General features: G+C 68.0%; 13 protein-coding genes. 6 read left to right on the top strand and 7 right to left on the bottom strand.

Annotation, left to right across the window (positions count from 1 at the left end; all coding sequences use genetic code 11):
• Positions 1-10: 10 nt before the first annotated feature.
• The 6 genes from ABRP17_RS10510 to ABRP17_RS10535 all read right to left on the bottom strand — a co-directional run bounded on the left by ABRP17_RS10510 (position 11) and on the right by ABRP17_RS10535 (position 6,245).
• Positions 11-952 (bottom strand): GAF domain-containing protein, encoded by a 942-nt coding sequence (locus ABRP17_RS10510; RefSeq protein WP_192096034.1) that lies wholly within the window; start codon positions 950-952, stop codon positions 11-13.
• A gap of 163 nt (positions 953-1,115) precedes the next feature.
• Positions 1,116-1,961 (bottom strand): MnmC family methyltransferase, encoded by an 846-nt coding sequence (locus tag ABRP17_RS10515; protein WP_349984696.1) that lies wholly within the window; start codon positions 1,959-1,961, stop codon positions 1,116-1,118.
• A 77-nt stretch (positions 1,962-2,038) separates the two neighbouring features.
• Complete coding sequence (locus tag ABRP17_RS10520) at positions 2,039-2,326, bottom strand: hypothetical protein (RefSeq protein WP_188327396.1); 288 nt, start codon at positions 2,324-2,326, stop codon at positions 2,039-2,041.
• Positions 2,327-2,419: 93 nt separating this feature from the next.
• The gene (locus ABRP17_RS10525) at positions 2,420-2,794 is read right to left on the bottom strand and encodes a MerC domain-containing protein (RefSeq protein WP_188325917.1); all 375 of its coding nucleotides are present in this window, start codon (positions 2,792-2,794) and stop codon (positions 2,420-2,422) included.
• 26 nt (positions 2,795-2,820) lie between these two features.
• On the bottom strand, positions 2,821-4,464 hold the full coding sequence (locus ABRP17_RS10530) for an ATP-binding cassette domain-containing protein (RefSeq protein ID WP_349984695.1): 1,644 nt from the start codon (positions 4,462-4,464) through the stop codon (positions 2,821-2,823).
• 191 nt (positions 4,465-4,655) lie between these two features.
• Positions 4,656-6,245 carry an EAL domain-containing protein gene (locus ABRP17_RS10535; RefSeq protein WP_349984694.1) on the bottom strand — a complete coding sequence of 530 codons (1,590 nt, stop codon included), beginning with the start codon at positions 6,243-6,245 and terminating at the stop codon, positions 4,656-4,658.
• Positions 6,246-6,484: 239 nt separating this feature from the next.
• Between ABRP17_RS10535 and ABRP17_RS10540 the strand changes: the two genes are divergently transcribed.
• Together ABRP17_RS10540 and ABRP17_RS10545 are read left to right on the top strand one after the other, a co-directional pair.
• Positions 6,485-7,255: a lytic transglycosylase domain-containing protein gene (locus ABRP17_RS10540; RefSeq protein ID WP_349984693.1), complete on the top strand. Its 771-nt coding sequence runs from the start codon at positions 6,485-6,487 to the stop codon at positions 7,253-7,255.
• Positions 7,256-7,327: 72 nt separating this feature from the next.
• On the top strand, positions 7,328-9,400 hold the full coding sequence (locus ABRP17_RS10545; RefSeq protein ID WP_349984692.1) for a gluconolaconase: 2,073 nt from the start codon (positions 7,328-7,330) through the stop codon (positions 9,398-9,400).
• A gap of 146 nt (positions 9,401-9,546) precedes the next feature.
• Here ABRP17_RS10545 and ABRP17_RS10550 read toward each other — a convergent pair whose 3' ends face one another.
• Complete coding sequence (locus ABRP17_RS10550; RefSeq protein ID WP_188325921.1) at positions 9,547-9,927, bottom strand: YciI family protein; 381 nt, start codon at positions 9,925-9,927, stop codon at positions 9,547-9,549.
• Positions 9,928-10,111: 184 nt separating this feature from the next.
• Between ABRP17_RS10550 and ABRP17_RS10555 the strand changes: the two genes are divergently transcribed.
• The 4 genes from ABRP17_RS10555 to ABRP17_RS10570 all read left to right on the top strand — a co-directional run bounded on the left by ABRP17_RS10555 (position 10,112) and on the right by ABRP17_RS10570 (position 14,045).
• The gene (locus ABRP17_RS10555) at positions 10,112-10,528 is read left to right on the top strand and encodes a YciI family protein (RefSeq protein WP_349984691.1); all 417 of its coding nucleotides are present in this window, start codon (positions 10,112-10,114) and stop codon (positions 10,526-10,528) included.
• Positions 10,529-10,545: 17 nt separating this feature from the next.
• Entirely contained in the window at positions 10,546-10,974 is a 429-nt protein-coding gene (locus ABRP17_RS10560; RefSeq protein WP_349984690.1) for a VOC family protein, read from the top strand.
• Positions 10,971-12,266 (top strand): sigma-70 family RNA polymerase sigma factor, encoded by a 1,296-nt coding sequence (locus ABRP17_RS10565; RefSeq protein WP_349984771.1) that lies wholly within the window; start codon positions 10,971-10,973, stop codon positions 12,264-12,266. The genes ABRP17_RS10560 and ABRP17_RS10565 overlap by 4 nt, the downstream gene beginning before the upstream one ends.
• A 129-nt stretch (positions 12,267-12,395) precedes the next feature.
• Positions 12,396-14,045 (top strand): M28 family metallopeptidase, encoded by a 1,650-nt coding sequence (locus tag ABRP17_RS10570; protein WP_349984689.1) that lies wholly within the window; start codon positions 12,396-12,398, stop codon positions 14,043-14,045.
• Positions 14,046-14,087 lie beyond the last annotated feature (42 nt).

Raw genomic sequence — 14,087 nt, forward strand, 5'->3', positions numbered from 1 at the left:
CCCATCGGCTCTACCGCTCGGTGGGGTGGGCGTCTTTTGCGGCGCTGAGGGCCTGGTCGGCGCGCAGGAACACGGCGGAGGTGGGTTCGCCGGTGCGGGTGCCGGCGCTGCCCATCAGCAGCGGGGTGCCGAGGGTGTGGCGGATCTCTTCGGCTACTTCGTGCAGGGCGGTGAGCGTGTCGGCGGCCTGTTCGGTGCCGAGCACCGCGATGAACTCGCCGCTGCCGGTGACCCGGTTGATGCTGTCGCCCCGGGCGGGCTGCAGGCACTGCTCCAGCCGCAGGTCCAGCGCCTGCAGCTGCTTGGCCAGCCCGCGTTCGCCCAGTCGCGCGGACAACGCGTCGAGGTCCTGCAGTTCCAGGATCACCACGCTGTACTCGCCCGCACTTCCGGGTGCGTTGGAGGCTTCCAGCTCCAGACCCTGGTTGAGGATTTCCGCCACCGCCTGCTCGCGTTCGCGGCTGCGTGCTTCCATCAGCGCCATGGTCAGGCGGGCGAGGGCCTTCAGGGCGTCGCGCTGGGTGTCGTTGAGTTCGCGTGGATTGAGGTCCACCACGCAGACGCTGCCGACGGCGGCGCCGTCACCGGTCACCAGCGGCATGCCGGCGTAGAAGCGCGCGCCCATTTCTTTCAACACCGGGTTCTCCGCGAAGCGGCTGTCCAGCTGCAGGTCGCCGATCTCCATCAGGTCTTCAGGCTGGCGGATGGCGTGGTCGCAGACGGCGACGTTGCGATCGGTCTGGCTGCCCTCCACGCCGGTACGGGCCTTGAACCACTGCCGGTCGCGATCGATCAGCGTCACCAGCGCCATCGGCGTACCGCACACCGCAGCGGCGACCCGCACGATGTCTTCGTACGCCGGCTCCGGCAGGCTGCCGACGATGTGCAGTGCATCCAGCGCACGTTGCCGCTCGGCTTCATCGCCAGGAAGATGAGAATGGGGATCGGCCATGTCGTCCTCTGATTCGGTGATTGCCTGTCCAGATTACGGCAGCTTGCGTCGGCCAGGTTGACTGCTGCGTGAGCAGTGCCTGTCGCGCGTCGCTGTGGAAACGGCGCACACCCGGATCGCCTGTCGGCAGGCGCGGGCCGTGGGTCGGCGCCTGCCTCGTGGCTCAGTGCCTCTTCACCGCCAGCACGCCATCCAGAGCCAGTTCGACCTTGAAGCCGGCTTTCTCCAACCGCTTGGATACTTCGCGTGGCACGTCGCGGCCACTGGTGAGCTTGTTCGGCGCACCGGTGTAATGGAACAGGCGCCCGCCGCTGCGGATCACGCGCGCCAGATGATCGTAGAACACCTGCGAATACAGTTCGCCGGCGATGCCGAACCGCGGCGGGTCGTGCAGGATCGCATCCACGGTGCCGCTGGGAATGGACTCGATTTCTTTCGACACGTCGCCCTGCGCAAGGTGCAGCCGGCCGCCGGCACTGGCGGAATCCGGGTCCGGCGACCAGGAGTTGAGCGTGCGCAGCCACAGCACGTCCGGGTTCTTTTCGAATGAACGGATCTGGCTGACCCCTGCTTCCAGGCAGCAGGCCGCGAAGTAGCCCAGGCCGCCGCAGGTATCGAGCACGACCTTGCCGGCCGGTGCCACCAGTTCCACCTTGCGGCGTGCATCGTCGAAGGGCGATACCTTGGCCGTGGGCAGCATCTTGATACCGTCGATCTCGAAGGTGGGTGCGCCCCAGTCGGTGGGTACCAGCTTGATCAGGCCCGTGCTGAAACGCGAGATGGGCATGAACGCATCGTCGTCCCAGTAGTACAGCGTTCGGTCTTTGAGCTTGCCGGGCCACGCATAGACGTGCCCGCGGAAGGTGAAGCCATCCGCCGCCAGCGCAACGTCTTCTTCGCTGCGCCCGAGATCCAACGAGCCGTGCCACGTGGCGGCACCGCCATCGGCAGCGCGTTGCAGCAGGGCAGCGGAATCACGGGTAAGCAGGGGGCCGGTGTAATGGGGCACGGGATCGGTCAGGCGACAGGCAGGCCGCCTAGTGTAGGCCGGGAGTCAGCGCTGCGCCCTGCGATATCGTGCGTGGTTCAGAACATCAGCATGGAGGCGAGGAACAGTACCAGCGGCGCCGATGACAGCGCGGCACCGGCCAAGCCGAGCCACGGCCAGCGCTCTTCGCGCACGCGCGAGGCCAACATCAGGCCGAAGCCGCACATGGCAGCCGCCAGCACGCCCACCGCCATCGGGCTGTTGCCGGTTGCGCCGACCAGGCGTGCCGCATGCTCCACCAGCACGCCGACCAGCAGCCCCAGGCAGCTGCACAGGCCCATCCACGGCGCCACGCTACGCCGTAGGGCGCTTCCCCTTGCTGCCATCGCACGCTCTCCTTTGCTTGTCTGACCGGGCTGGCCGGTCCCTACAGTAACCGGTGTCGGGTATTTGACGCGCGTGCCGATGATCCGGCGCGGTCAGCACTGGCGGTGGCGGCGCCGGGCATTCCACACGTGGGTGGCGGCCAGCATCAGGCTGCCGGTGACGGTGACGGCGGTTTCACTGTCATGGCTGGGGAATTCGAGGGCACCGGCCAGCAGCAGGGCCAGCCCCAGCCCGGCCCCCAGCCACGCCATGGCCGGCAGGGCGTGCTGGCGGTGCGCGCGCCACAACGCAAACGCCGTGAGCGGCAACGCCATGCTGATGAACACCCAATGCACCCACTCGGCTTCGGCCCAGGCGCCGAACAAGGGCAGGGCCGCGGCCAGCAGGGGCAGGGCGAGGCAGTGCAACAGGCACAGGCTGGACAGGGCGACGGCACCGGCGTCGAGCAGGGCAGCGTTGGTTTTCATGGGGAGGGCTTGGAGGTGACGTGGTGTTACATAGTAACATTGGCCTCATGGTCCGCAGCGCCATCCGGCCACGGGTTCAGGGTCCATCCACGCGCGGTCACCTGCAGCACATGGGTGGGCCGCATGGCAGCCAGCAGGCGGGCATCGTGGCTGGCCATCACCAAGGTGCCGGTGTACTGCTGCAGCAGGTCTTCCAACACCTGCAGCGCCTGCAGGTCCAGCGCATTGCCGGGCTCGTCCAGCAGCAACAGGCCGGGCGCCGGATCGGCATACAGCGCGCACGCCATCGCGGCCTTCAGGCGCTCGCCTGCGCTGAGGGTGTCTGTCGTGCGTTCGATCCGCTGGGCATCCAGGCCCAGCAAGGCAAGGCGTGTGCGCAGGTCGTGCAGGGCCGCGCCCGGGTTGGCCTGCTGCAGGGCATCCAGCGCGCTGCCCGATGGGGGCAGTGCACGCAGGTGCTGGTCCAGCAGGGCGGACGGTACCGCGACCTCCACGGCGCCGCTGCGTGGCGACAGCTGGCCGGCCAGCACGCGCAGCAGGGTCGACTTGCCACTGCCGTTGTCACCGACCAGGGCCACGCGCTGGCCGCGCTGCAGGACAAGATCCAACGGTTCGGCGCAGCCGTTTGGCAGCACCAGCGTGTCCAACCGGGCGACGCGTTGGGTGCCGTGGTCCGCATCCGGCGCGAAGGCCATCAGCTCGGCCGCGCGTCCCACGCTGGCCGCTGCCGTGCGCACGCGCTCTGCACTGCCGGCCAGACGCTGCTGCTGCAGCTGCGCGTTGCGCCCGGCGCTGGCCTGCGCCCGTTGTTTCTGCAGACCCAGCAGGAGGGGAGCCTGGTTGGCCTCGCGCGCGCTGCGCTCGCCCCGCGAATGCCGCTGCTGCGCGCGTTCGTGTTGCTCGCGTGCCTGTCGTTGCTGTTGGCGATGCGCGTTGCGGGCATGGTCCAGCTGGGCCTGCGCCGCCGCCGCTTGGGTGGCCTTGGCCTGCACGAAGTCCGCATAGCCGCCACCAAACCGACGCAGGCCCGCGCCATCCAGTTCGACGATGCATTCCATGTGGTCCAGCAGTGCGCGGTCGTGGCTGATGACGATCAGGCCACCCCGCCAGCGCGACAGCTGGGTCTCCAGTTCGCTGCGCCGGCGCGCATCGAGATGATTGCTGGGCTCGTCCAGGATCAACCAGTCGGCACCGCTGGCCCAGGCGCCGGACAGCGCGACCTGCATTGCTTGGCCGCCGCTGAGGCGGGCCGCCGGTTGCTCCGGATCCAGGTCATCCGGCAGGCCCTGTTGGCGCCACTGCTGCTGCAGCCGCTCGCGCAGGTCCCAGCGATCATCAACGGTGCTGAAATCCGCCGGGTCGACGCTGCCGGCGCTGATGCGTGCCAGGGCGGCTAGCACCTCTGCTACGCCCGCCAGTTCGCCCACGCTGCCCTGCACCGTGCCACTCAGCGCCGGCAGCAGGGTCACCCTGCCCTCGCTGTGGCAGCGCCCGCTGCTGGGTTGAAGCTGCCCGGCGAGGATTCGTGCGAGCACGGATTTGCCCACGCCATTGGCGCCCACCAGGCCGGTCCGGACAGGGTCGAACGTAAAGGACAGTTCGGAAAACAATGTGCGCCCATCCGACAGGCGACAGGTCACGCGATCAAGCGTGAGCGGATACGTGGTCATGCAGACCTCCAGCAGATGCCATCGACTCCCCCTGCGCGCAGGGGCGGGAAGATTCAGGCCGTCAGAAAGACGGGGGCATCAGTGGCGCATCGGCGTGGGTCTCCAGAGTGAGGCTGGAATTATAAAGGCTGGGGCTGAATGGAACCGGCAACGGCGTGGCGCGGACGGGATGGCTGACCCCGATCGCGGTATTACCGCTGCGCGTTCTGCATGTTTTCGCGGGCTGCGCCGTACAACGCGCGGCGGTGCTCGTGGAAGGCGATGAAATCATCGCGCTTGAGCGCCTTGGAGAACAGCCAACCCTGCCCGAACTCCACCTTGCGGCTGTGCAGGTAGGCCAGTTGCGCTTCGGTTTCCACACCCTCGGCCACCACGAACAGGCCGAGCGTCTTGGCCATGTCGATGATGTGGCCGGTGACCGGACTGGTCGCACTCTCGGTGCCGATCGCATCGATGAACGACTTGTCGATCTTCAACGCATCCAGCGGCAACTGCTGCAGGTACTGCAGGTTGGAATAGCCCACCCCGAAATCATCGATGGCTACCGCATGGCCCGCATGGCGGGCGGCGGTGATCACTGCACGTGCGCGCTCGATGTCCATGAAGCCGCGCTCGGTGGCTTCCAGCCAGATCTGCTGGTTGGCGATGCCGGTGCCGGCCAGCTTGCTGGCGATCACCTTCAACGCGCGCCCGCTGATCATGTCCTCCGGTGCGAGGTTGATGGCGATGTGCGCGCTGCGATCACCCACCAACAAGTGCTGCATGTCCGCGATCACGCGTTCGATCACCATGTCGGTGATCGCTTCGACCAGTCCGCTTTCTTCGGCCAGCGGAATGAACAGATCCGGGCGCACCTCGGTGCCGTCGGCACGGCGCCAGCGGATCAGGGCTTCGGCGCCCACGCAGATGCCGGTCTCCAGTTCGATGATCGGTTGATACACCACGTAGAGTTCGTTGCGGCGCAGCCCCTGCACCAGCCCGCCATGCAGCGAAAGACGGCGGCGAGACAGCCACAAGGCGCCCCCGGCACACCCCGCCGCGAGCAGGATCCCCAGCGGGAAGAAACGCCAGAACTGGCCGACGAAAATGTCGCGCAGGCGGCTGCGTGGCGCCACGACAATCGCCAGCCATTCTTCGCTGCGCGCGGTGGCGAACAGATCACGGTCGTCCATGCCGTTGCGGGGATCGCGCAGCAGCGACTCCAGCAGGTCGTGGCGGGCCAGTGACTGCTGCGCGATCAAGCGCCCATCCGGGGTGGCGATGGCCAGGCGCAGGTCGTGCGCGGCAACGAGGTCGACGAAGTGACCCGGATCCATCAGGGCGTCGTACTGGCCCAGCCGCAGTGACAGCATGCGGCGTCCGTACGCGGCACGCGGCTGCACGTCCAGCTGCAGCGCGGCGCCATCGGCGGTGGTGTGGTCCGGCGTGCCCCAGGCGATGCTGCCGTCAGACGGCCCCCATGACGTGCAGCGCATGCGCCCGTCGACGAAGTAGCCGATCTGGTCCACCGATGAAGTGGTCACCACCTTGGATTGCATGCGATGGATGTGTGCAGGGCTGCACGGGACCAGGTCATCGGCCTGCATCGACTGCAATGCCGACAACGCCTGCGCATAGGAGCGCTCGGCGCGCAGCAGCGTGCGCTGTGCGGTTTCCTGCAGGTCATCCTGCGCCAGCGTCACCGCCTGCTGCCAGCTCAACCAGGTCATCAGGGCCATGGGCACGACGGCGGCCAGGGCGGCCACCGCGGTCATGATGAGCAGGGTGCGGGTGCGGGTCATGGGAGGCCGGTGACGGAGGTCGAAGAACTCGGCCGGGCCCGCGCGCAGGCCGCCTTGTCGGCAAGCGTAACGGAATGAACGGGCCACCGGTGATCTGCGCAGACCGAGGTCCGTTTCCCTGCAGGCGGCGAGTCCGCCCCCGCAGCAGCAAGGGGTTGAAGGCGACATGCGCCACTTTCACTGCCGTTTCGCGGTGGCAGGCTGACCATCGCGGCCCGCCCCCCACCTCGTGACCCGCGATGCCCTTGCCCTTCCTGCTGTGCATCGTGCTGCTCTGCCTGGCCAGTGGGTCGGTGCAGGCGCGCACCGTGTACCGCTGCGTGCAGGGCAACACGGTCAGCATGGCCACCGCGCCCGAACCGGGATCGCGCTGCACGCCCAAAGAGATCGATGACAGCGCCGTCCAGGCACCGAACCTGTGGGGCAACATGGGGGTGTTCAGTGGCACGTTGTACGAGCGCGAGCAGGACGGGCGTCTGGTGTATTCCACCCGCAACCTGCCCGGATCGACGGTGTATCTGAAATTCACCGTGGCCACGCCGCCGGGGGAGCCGGCGCACGAGGGACTGGGGCGCGTGGGTGCCGCGCAGTTGGCCCCACATGCGCGCCAGTTCAAGGCCGCGGCGAAGGCGACCGGCGTGGACGATGCGTGGTTGCGCGCCATCGCCCACGCGGAGAGCAATTTCGATGAAGCGGCGGTGTCGCCGAAGGGCGCCCAAGGGGTGATGCAGCTGATGCCCGAGACGGCGCGCGACTACGGCGTGGTGGATCCACTGTCGGCGGCGCAGTCCATCGATGGCGGTGCCCGCCACATGCGCGCGCTGCTGCGCCGTTACAACGGTGACCGGGTGCTGGCCGCGGCGGCCTACAACGCGGGCATCGGGGCGGTGACGCGCTACAAGGGTGTGCCGCCGTACGCCGAGACGTTGGCCTATGTGGACAAGGTGATGGCGTTGTACGCGCGCTATCGCGAGGCGATGGGCATCCGGACCGAGGTGCCCGCGCGCTGATACTGCGCGGTCGTCTTGGCGTGTGCGTGGGCAGCCGGTATCGTCGCCCGTTGCACATGACGAAGGACGCCGATGGCACGGATGCGATGGATGTTGGGCATGGCCGCGTTGACGGCCGTCGCCGTGGCCGCGACCTTCCTGCCGCGCGAGTCTGCGGTGCCCGTGCCGGTCGGGCCGGCCGCCACCCCGCTGGGTTGGACCGCGCAGATAGAAGCACTGGCCGGTGAGGGGGTGCCGGGTGACCGCGATGGCGCGGCGGCGCAGGCGCGGTTCTCCGACCCGTACGCACTGCTGGCGTTGGATGACGGCAGCGTGCTGGTGGCCGATGCCGGTGACAGCAATCGCATCCGACGGCTGCGTGCGGATGGCATCGTCGAAACCGTGGCCGGCAGCAGCGAGGGCTTCGTCGACGGGCCCGCACACCAGGCACGCTTCCATACCCCGTCGGCGCTGGCACGCGATGCGGCCGGCGTGGTCTATGTAGCCGACACCGGCAACCATGCGATCCGCAGGATCGGTCTGGACGGCCAGGTCAGCACGTTGGCTGGCGGTGTCCGGGGCTTTGCCGATGGCCCGGCCGCACAGGCGCGCTTCGATGCGCCGATGGGCGTGGCCGTGGACGCCGCCGGCAATGTCTATGTCGCCGATACCTGGAACGACCGCATCCGGGTCATCGGTGTCGACGGTAACGTGCGCACGCTGGCCGGCGATGCCGGCCCCGCGCACGTGGACGGTTTTGCGGGGGCGGCCCGCTTCGACACGCCGGTGGCGCTTGAATGGGACGGGCACGGTGCCTTGCTGGTGGCTGATTTCTATAACAATGCGATCCGTCGGGTCCGCATGGACGGGCAGGTCGACACCGTTGTGGGCGCCGGCAGCGTGATCAACGGGCCGCTCGGTTTGGCACGCACGCATGACGATGTGCTGTACGTCGGCGATCGTGCCGGCCGTATCGTCCAGGTATCGCCTGCGGGCCACCAGATCGCGTTGGTGGGGACCGGGGCGGTAACGCGGCTGGCCCGGCCCAGTGGCGTGGCGGTCGCCGCCGACGGCAGCCTGCGCGTGGCCGATGCGGCTGCCGGGCGGCTGCACCGCATCGTGCCGCTGGCCCCCGGTGAAGCGCTTGCGCCGGCGTTGGTCGGCCCAGCGGTGGATGCGCCGCTGCCGCGCAGCGAAGGGCGCTGGCCGCTGGCGCCGCAGGACGGCTGGCATGAAGTGGTGGGCACGCTGGGCGAGGTACGCGGCAACTTCCGCGGCGAGAGCCGGCACCACCTGCATGATGGATTCGACGTGCGCGGTGACGTCGGCCAGACCGTGCTGGCGATCGCCGATGGCAAGATCGATATGCCGCTGGCGAGCTGGTCGGTGGGCGGGCAGGCGGAGGGACTGGCCGTGGGCACGCTGCGTTACCTGCACATGCGGGTGGGGCGCGATCCGCGCGGCCAGCCGTTCGACGAACGCTGGCAGCAGCTGTTCGACAGCGAGGGCACGCTGGAGCGGATACGGCTGCGGCGTGGCACGCGCATCCACGCCGGTGACCGGCTGGGCAGCATCAACAGCCAGGCCCACGTGCACCTGAGCGTCGGCAGCAGTGGCTTCGAGCGCAACGCCGCCCTGTTGGGTTTCACCGGCTTCGTGGATCGCGTGCCGCCGCGCATCACCGATGTGGCGCTGCTGGATGATGCGGACCAGCCGCTGCAGCGCGACGCGCAGGGACGCGTGCCGGTACCGCGCGGTGGGCGTGGTGTGCAGATCGTGGTGGAGGCCTGGGATCAGGTGGATGGCAACCTGCCGCGCCGTCGTCTGGGGTTGTATGCGGTGGGGTACCAGGTGTTGGATGCCGCGGGCGTAGCGCTGGCCGGGTATGAGCAACCGCGCTGGAACATCGTGTTCAATCGCATGCCGCCGCAGCAGGCGGCGGTACGCGTGGCGTATGCACCGGACAGCGGCGTCACCGTGCACGGCAGCGCCGTCACCCGCTTCCGCTACCTGGCCAGCAACACCGTGCGCGACGGGCTGATGCAGCAGGGGCGCTGGCGGCCCGATGGCCTGCCGCCGGGCGAGTACGTGATCCGCGCGCATGCCCGCGACCACAGCGGCAACGCGGCAGTGGGCCCAAGCGACCTGCGCGTGGTGGTGTTGTAAGGAGCGAGTGGTAGAGCCGACTTCAGTCGGCTGCACCTCAAATGCAGTCGACTGAACTCTGCTCTACCTGGCTGCGCTCGATAATCCAGCCGACTGAAGTCGGCTCTACCCCACTGCACCCGAAATGCAGCCGACTGAAGTCGGCTCTACCCTGCGCCGACGCGCTCGCGCTCGACGTCCAGATCCTGCAGCGGGCGTACTTCGATGCTGCCGAACCGTGCCCACGGGAACCCCTGCGCGATGCGCATCGCGGCATCCGCGTCGGGGGCCTGGATCAGGTTGAAGCCCGCCAGCAATTCGTGAGTCTCGGCGAACGGGCCATCGACGATGCGCTGCTGCGTGCCGCGGATGCGCAGTGTTCTCGCTTCTTCCACCGGTTGCAGTTTCTGCGAGGCCAACAAGGTCCCCTGTGCCTGCAGCGCGTCCGCGTGCTGCAGGCAGTCGCGCATCAATGCGTCGAACTCGGCGCTGGGCAGTGCCTGCAGCAGGGCAGGCTCGATGTAGATCAGAAGCGCGTACTGCGGCATGGGCAAGGTCCAAGGCGGCCAGGCGCCCATGATGGACCCGAACCGGGCCCTCTTATGTTGCGACGCCGCAGGGTGCCGGTGCGCTGGGTGGAGGAATCTGCGCCCGGCGTGTCGATTCCACGCGCTCTGGTTCGTCGTCATGATGAAGGCCCGGCAGAACCGGTGCCACGCGCGGAGCACGGTCATGAAGGTGATGGTCCTGGTGAAATCCAACCCCCGGATCGAGGCGGGCGAGATGCCCAGCCACGATGCGCTGGAAGCAATGGGGACGTTCAACGATGCGCTGGTCAAGGCCGGCGTACTTCTGGCGGGCGAGGGGCTGCATGCCAGTGCGCGGGGACACCGGCTGCGCTTCGACGGGGCGGCGCCGCAGGTGCAGGCGGGGCCGTTTGCCGACCCGCATGGCCTGGTCGCGGGCTTCTGGCTGTGGCAGGTGCGGTCGATGGACGAAGCGCTGGAATGGGCGCGGCGTGCGCCGTTTGTCGAAGGGGATGAACTGGAGCTGCGCCCGGTGATGAGCGAAGAGGACTTCGGTGAAGCCTTCACCCCCGATCTGCGCGCGCAGGAGCAGCATCTGCGCGACGTGTCTGCCAACCGTTGAAACGCCGGAGAATCCACATGAAACTGATCCCGTTCCTTGATTTCGACGGCCAGGCACACGACGCGATGGCGTTCTATGCGCACGCGCTGGGTGGCGTGGTGACGTCCGAGACGACCTACCGCGATATGCCGCCCTCCGACGGCCCGGGCTGCAACGAGATGCCGGTTGACACCCTGGACCGCGTCGCCCACGCGCAACTCGACGTCGGCGGCGCGACCCTGATGGCGGCGGACGGGCCCGGCGCGGGAAATGCGGGGGGCACCACCATCAACGTGGAGGTGACCTCCATCGAGGAAGCCGAGCGGGTCTTCGCTGCACTCGCTGCAGGCGGCACCGTCCACATGCCCTTGGCGGAGACATTCTGGGCGCACCGCTGGGGCATGCTGCACGACCGCTACGGCAAACCGTGGATGGTCAATTGCATGAAGACACCGCACGCGGCATGACGGGGATGCAGCAACGGCTGGAGACCCTGTGGCGCATGGAATCGCCCCTGCTGATCGCCCGCTGCGCGCGGCTGCTCGGCGGTGACATCGGCCGTGCCGAGGAGTTGGTGCAGGATGTCTGGCTGGTGGCGTTCGAGCGCTGGCCAGTGGAGGGCATGCCGGACAACCCTGGAGCCTGGCTGATGACCGCGACGCGCAACCGTGCCATCGATGTGCTGCGTCAGCATCAACGCGTGGCCGAGCAGCACGCGCGCTGGGGGGAGGTGCTGCATCCGGCGAGCCCGGTGGCGCCGGATGACAGTGAGGCCCTGGTCGATGACATCGGCGATGACCTGCTGCGGCTGATGTTCGTCGCCTGCCACCCGCAGTTGCCCGCGGACGCGCGGATCGCCTTGACGCTGCGCCTGCTGGGTGGACTGACCACGCAGGAAATCGCGCGTGCGTTCCTGCTGCCCGAACCGACGATTGCGCAGCGGATCGTGCGGGCGAAGCGCACGCTCGCGCAGCACCAGGTGCCCTTCGACGTGCCGCGCGCGGCGGATCTGCCAGCGCGGTTGGGGGCGGTGCTGGAGGTGATCTACCTGGTGTTCAATGAAGGCTACGCTGCCAGTTACGGCGAGGATTGGATGCGCCCGGCCCTGTGTGAGGAAGCCCTGCGGCTGGCGCGGATCCTGGCGCAGCGGATGCCTGGCCATGCGTCGATCCACGGATTGCTGGCGTTGATGGAACTGCAGGCATCGCGCAGCGCGGCACGTTCCGATGGCGCTGGCGCGCCGGTCCTGCTCGAGCAGCAGGACCGGTCGCGCTGGGATCGCCTGCAGATTGCGCGGGGACTGGCATCGCTGCAGCAGGCGCATTCGCTGATGGGCCAGGAAGACCCGTACGTGCTGCAGGCGGGAATCGCGGCATGCCATGCCCGCGCGCTGGCGCCTGAGGACACCGATTGGGCCGGGATCGCCACGCTGTACACCCGGCTGCTGCAGGTCCAACCGTCGCCGGTGATCGCCCTGAACCGGGTGGTCGCGATATTGCGCGCCGACGGTCCCTTGGCTGCGTGGGGCCTGCTGCACCCCCTTCTGGACGAACCTCGCCTGCAGCAGTACGCGCCGTTGTGGGTGGTGCGCGGGGAAGTATTGTCTCGACTGGGCAGGAACGACGACGCACGCGCAGCCTTCACCCACGCTGCTTCGCTGACCGGCAACGAGCGCGAACGGATACTGCTGCTTGGAAAAGCGGGGGCAGGGGGGGTAGAGCCGACTTCAGTCGGCTGCGCTGCTGGCAGAGTGAGGTAGAGCCGACTTCAGTCGGCTGCGTCGGCAATGCAGCCGACTGAAGTCGGCTCTACCCACCTCGCTCCCCCTCCGTCCGTTTTTTAAGCGGCTACACTCGGGGGCTTGTCGCAATCCCTGCTGGAGAGAGCAATGAAGCGTGTAGTGATGACTGTGCTGGCCCTGTCGGTATCAGGTGCGTTGATGGCGGCGACGCCGAAGTTCGATGGCGCGCGGATCTCTGCTGATGTCCGCGAGCTGGCATCGGATGCCTACGAGGGTCGTTCGCCGGCCACGGCCGGGGAAACCAAGACGATTGAGTTCCTCAGCAAACAGTTCGCTGCGGCGGGCTTGCAGCCGGGCGGTGACCTGCAGGACGGCAAGCGCTTGTGGACCCAGGCGGTGCCGTTGCTGAAGGGAGACATCGTGGGCACGCCGCAGTTGGCGTTGCATCAGGGCCAGAAGACGCTTCCGCTGGAACAGGGCAAGCAGATCGCAGTGCGCGCGGCCATGAATGGTGCCGACAAGGTCGCCATCAGCAAGGCGCCACTGGTGTTCCTGGGCTACGGCGTGAAGGCGCCGGAGAAGAACTGGGACGATTTCAAGGGCGTGGACCTGAAGGGCAAGATCGCCGTCGTGCTGATCAACGACCCGGACTTCGAGACCGGCCAAGGTGACTTCGATGGCAAGGGCATGACGTACTACGGTCGCTGGACCTACAAGTACGAAGAGGCTGCCCGACAGGGTGCGCTCGGCGTGCTGATCGTGCACGAGACCGCGCCGGCGTCGTACGGCTGGGCCACCGTGGCTGGCTCCAACACCAACACGATGTTCGACGTGGTGCGTGACGATCCGGCCGGCAGCCATCCGCTGCTGGAAGGCTGGATCCAGCGTGATCTTGCGGTGGACCTGTTCCGTTCGGCGGGACTGGATTTCGAGGCGTTGAAGAAGCAGGCGCAGCAGCGCGACTTCACCGCCGTGCCGCTGACCGGTGCCAGCCTGGATGCGAATTACGCGGTGAAGACCGAAGTGATCACCTCGCACAACGTGGCCGCGCGTCTGGAAGGCAGCACGCACCCGGATGAAACCGTGGTGTACAGCGCGCACTGGGACCATATCGGCGTGGGTGAGCCCGATGCCCGCGGTGACCGGATCTTCAACGGCGCATTGGACAATGCCAGCGGCACTGCCGCCTTGATCGAGCTGGCGCGTGGCTACGCCAAGGCCCCCAAGCCGGAACGTTCGGTCTTGTTCCTGGCGGTGACAGCCGAAGAGAAGGGGTTGCTGGGCTCGGAGTACTACGCCACCCATCCGCTGTATCCGCTGGAAAAGACCGTGGCGGTGATCAACATGGATGGCATGGCGCCCTTCAGTCCGTCGCGTGACTTCGGCATTTACGGTTCGGCGCGCTTCGAGCTGCTGGACCAGTTGAAGGACGTGGCCCAGCGTTGGGACATCCGCTACACCCCGGACCCGAAGCCGGAAGCCGGCCTGTTCTTCCGCTCGGATCACTTCCCCTTCGCCAAGCGCGGCGTGCCGGCGCTTTCGTGGTCGGCGGGGCAGGACTGGGTGGACGGTGGCGTCGCGGCGGGCAAGAAGGCGTCCGACGATTACACCGCCAAGCGCTACCACCAGCAGGGTGACGAATGGCAGCCGGACTGGAAGTTCGCCGGCGCCGCACGTGACCTGGAGGTGCTGTACACGCTGGGGAACGAACTGGCCAACTCACGCGACTGGCCGAACTGGGACGCCGCCGAAGCGTTCCGCACGGTCCGTGACCAGAGTGCCGCGCAGCGCCGCTGAGGCAGCGGCTGGGTAGCGCCGGGCCATGCTCGGCGTGGTTGA

The sequence above is a fragment of the Stenotrophomonas sp. WHRI 8082 genome, from assembly GCF_040223995.2.
Taxonomy (GTDB): domain Bacteria; phylum Pseudomonadota; class Gammaproteobacteria; order Xanthomonadales; family Xanthomonadaceae; genus Stenotrophomonas.

Coding starts and splice junctions, on each gene's coding strand:
- ABRP17_RS10510 (WP_192096034.1), bottom strand. CDS start 952: ATGGCCGATCCCCATTCTCATCTTCCTGGCGATGAAGCCGAGCGGCAA.
- ABRP17_RS10520 (WP_188327396.1), bottom strand. CDS start 2,326: ATGGCAGCAAGGGGAAGCGCCCTACGGCGTAGCGTGGCGCCGTGGATG.
- ABRP17_RS10525 (WP_188325917.1), bottom strand. CDS start 2,794: ATGAAAACCAACGCTGCCCTGCTCGACGCCGGTGCCGTCGCCCTGTCC.
- ABRP17_RS10530 (WP_349984695.1), bottom strand. CDS start 4,464: ATGACCACGTATCCGCTCACGCTTGATCGCGTGACCTGTCGCCTGTCG.
- ABRP17_RS10535 (WP_349984694.1), bottom strand. CDS start 6,245: ATGACCCGCACCCGCACCCTGCTCATCATGACCGCGGTGGCCGCCCTG.
- ABRP17_RS10540 (WP_349984693.1), top strand. CDS start 6,485: ATGCCCTTGCCCTTCCTGCTGTGCATCGTGCTGCTCTGCCTGGCCAGT.
- ABRP17_RS10545 (WP_349984692.1), top strand. CDS start 7,328: ATGGCACGGATGCGATGGATGTTGGGCATGGCCGCGTTGACGGCCGTC.
- ABRP17_RS10550 (WP_188325921.1), bottom strand. CDS start 9,927: ATGCCGCAGTACGCGCTTCTGATCTACATCGAGCCTGCCCTGCTGCAG.
- ABRP17_RS10555 (WP_349984691.1), top strand. CDS start 10,112: ATGAAGGTGATGGTCCTGGTGAAATCCAACCCCCGGATCGAGGCGGGC.
- ABRP17_RS10560 (WP_349984690.1), top strand. CDS start 10,546: ATGAAACTGATCCCGTTCCTTGATTTCGACGGCCAGGCACACGACGCG.
- ABRP17_RS10565 (WP_349984771.1), top strand. CDS start 10,971: ATGACGGGGATGCAGCAACGGCTGGAGACCCTGTGGCGCATGGAATCG.
- ABRP17_RS10570 (WP_349984689.1), top strand. CDS start 12,396: ATGAAGCGTGTAGTGATGACTGTGCTGGCCCTGTCGGTATCAGGTGCG.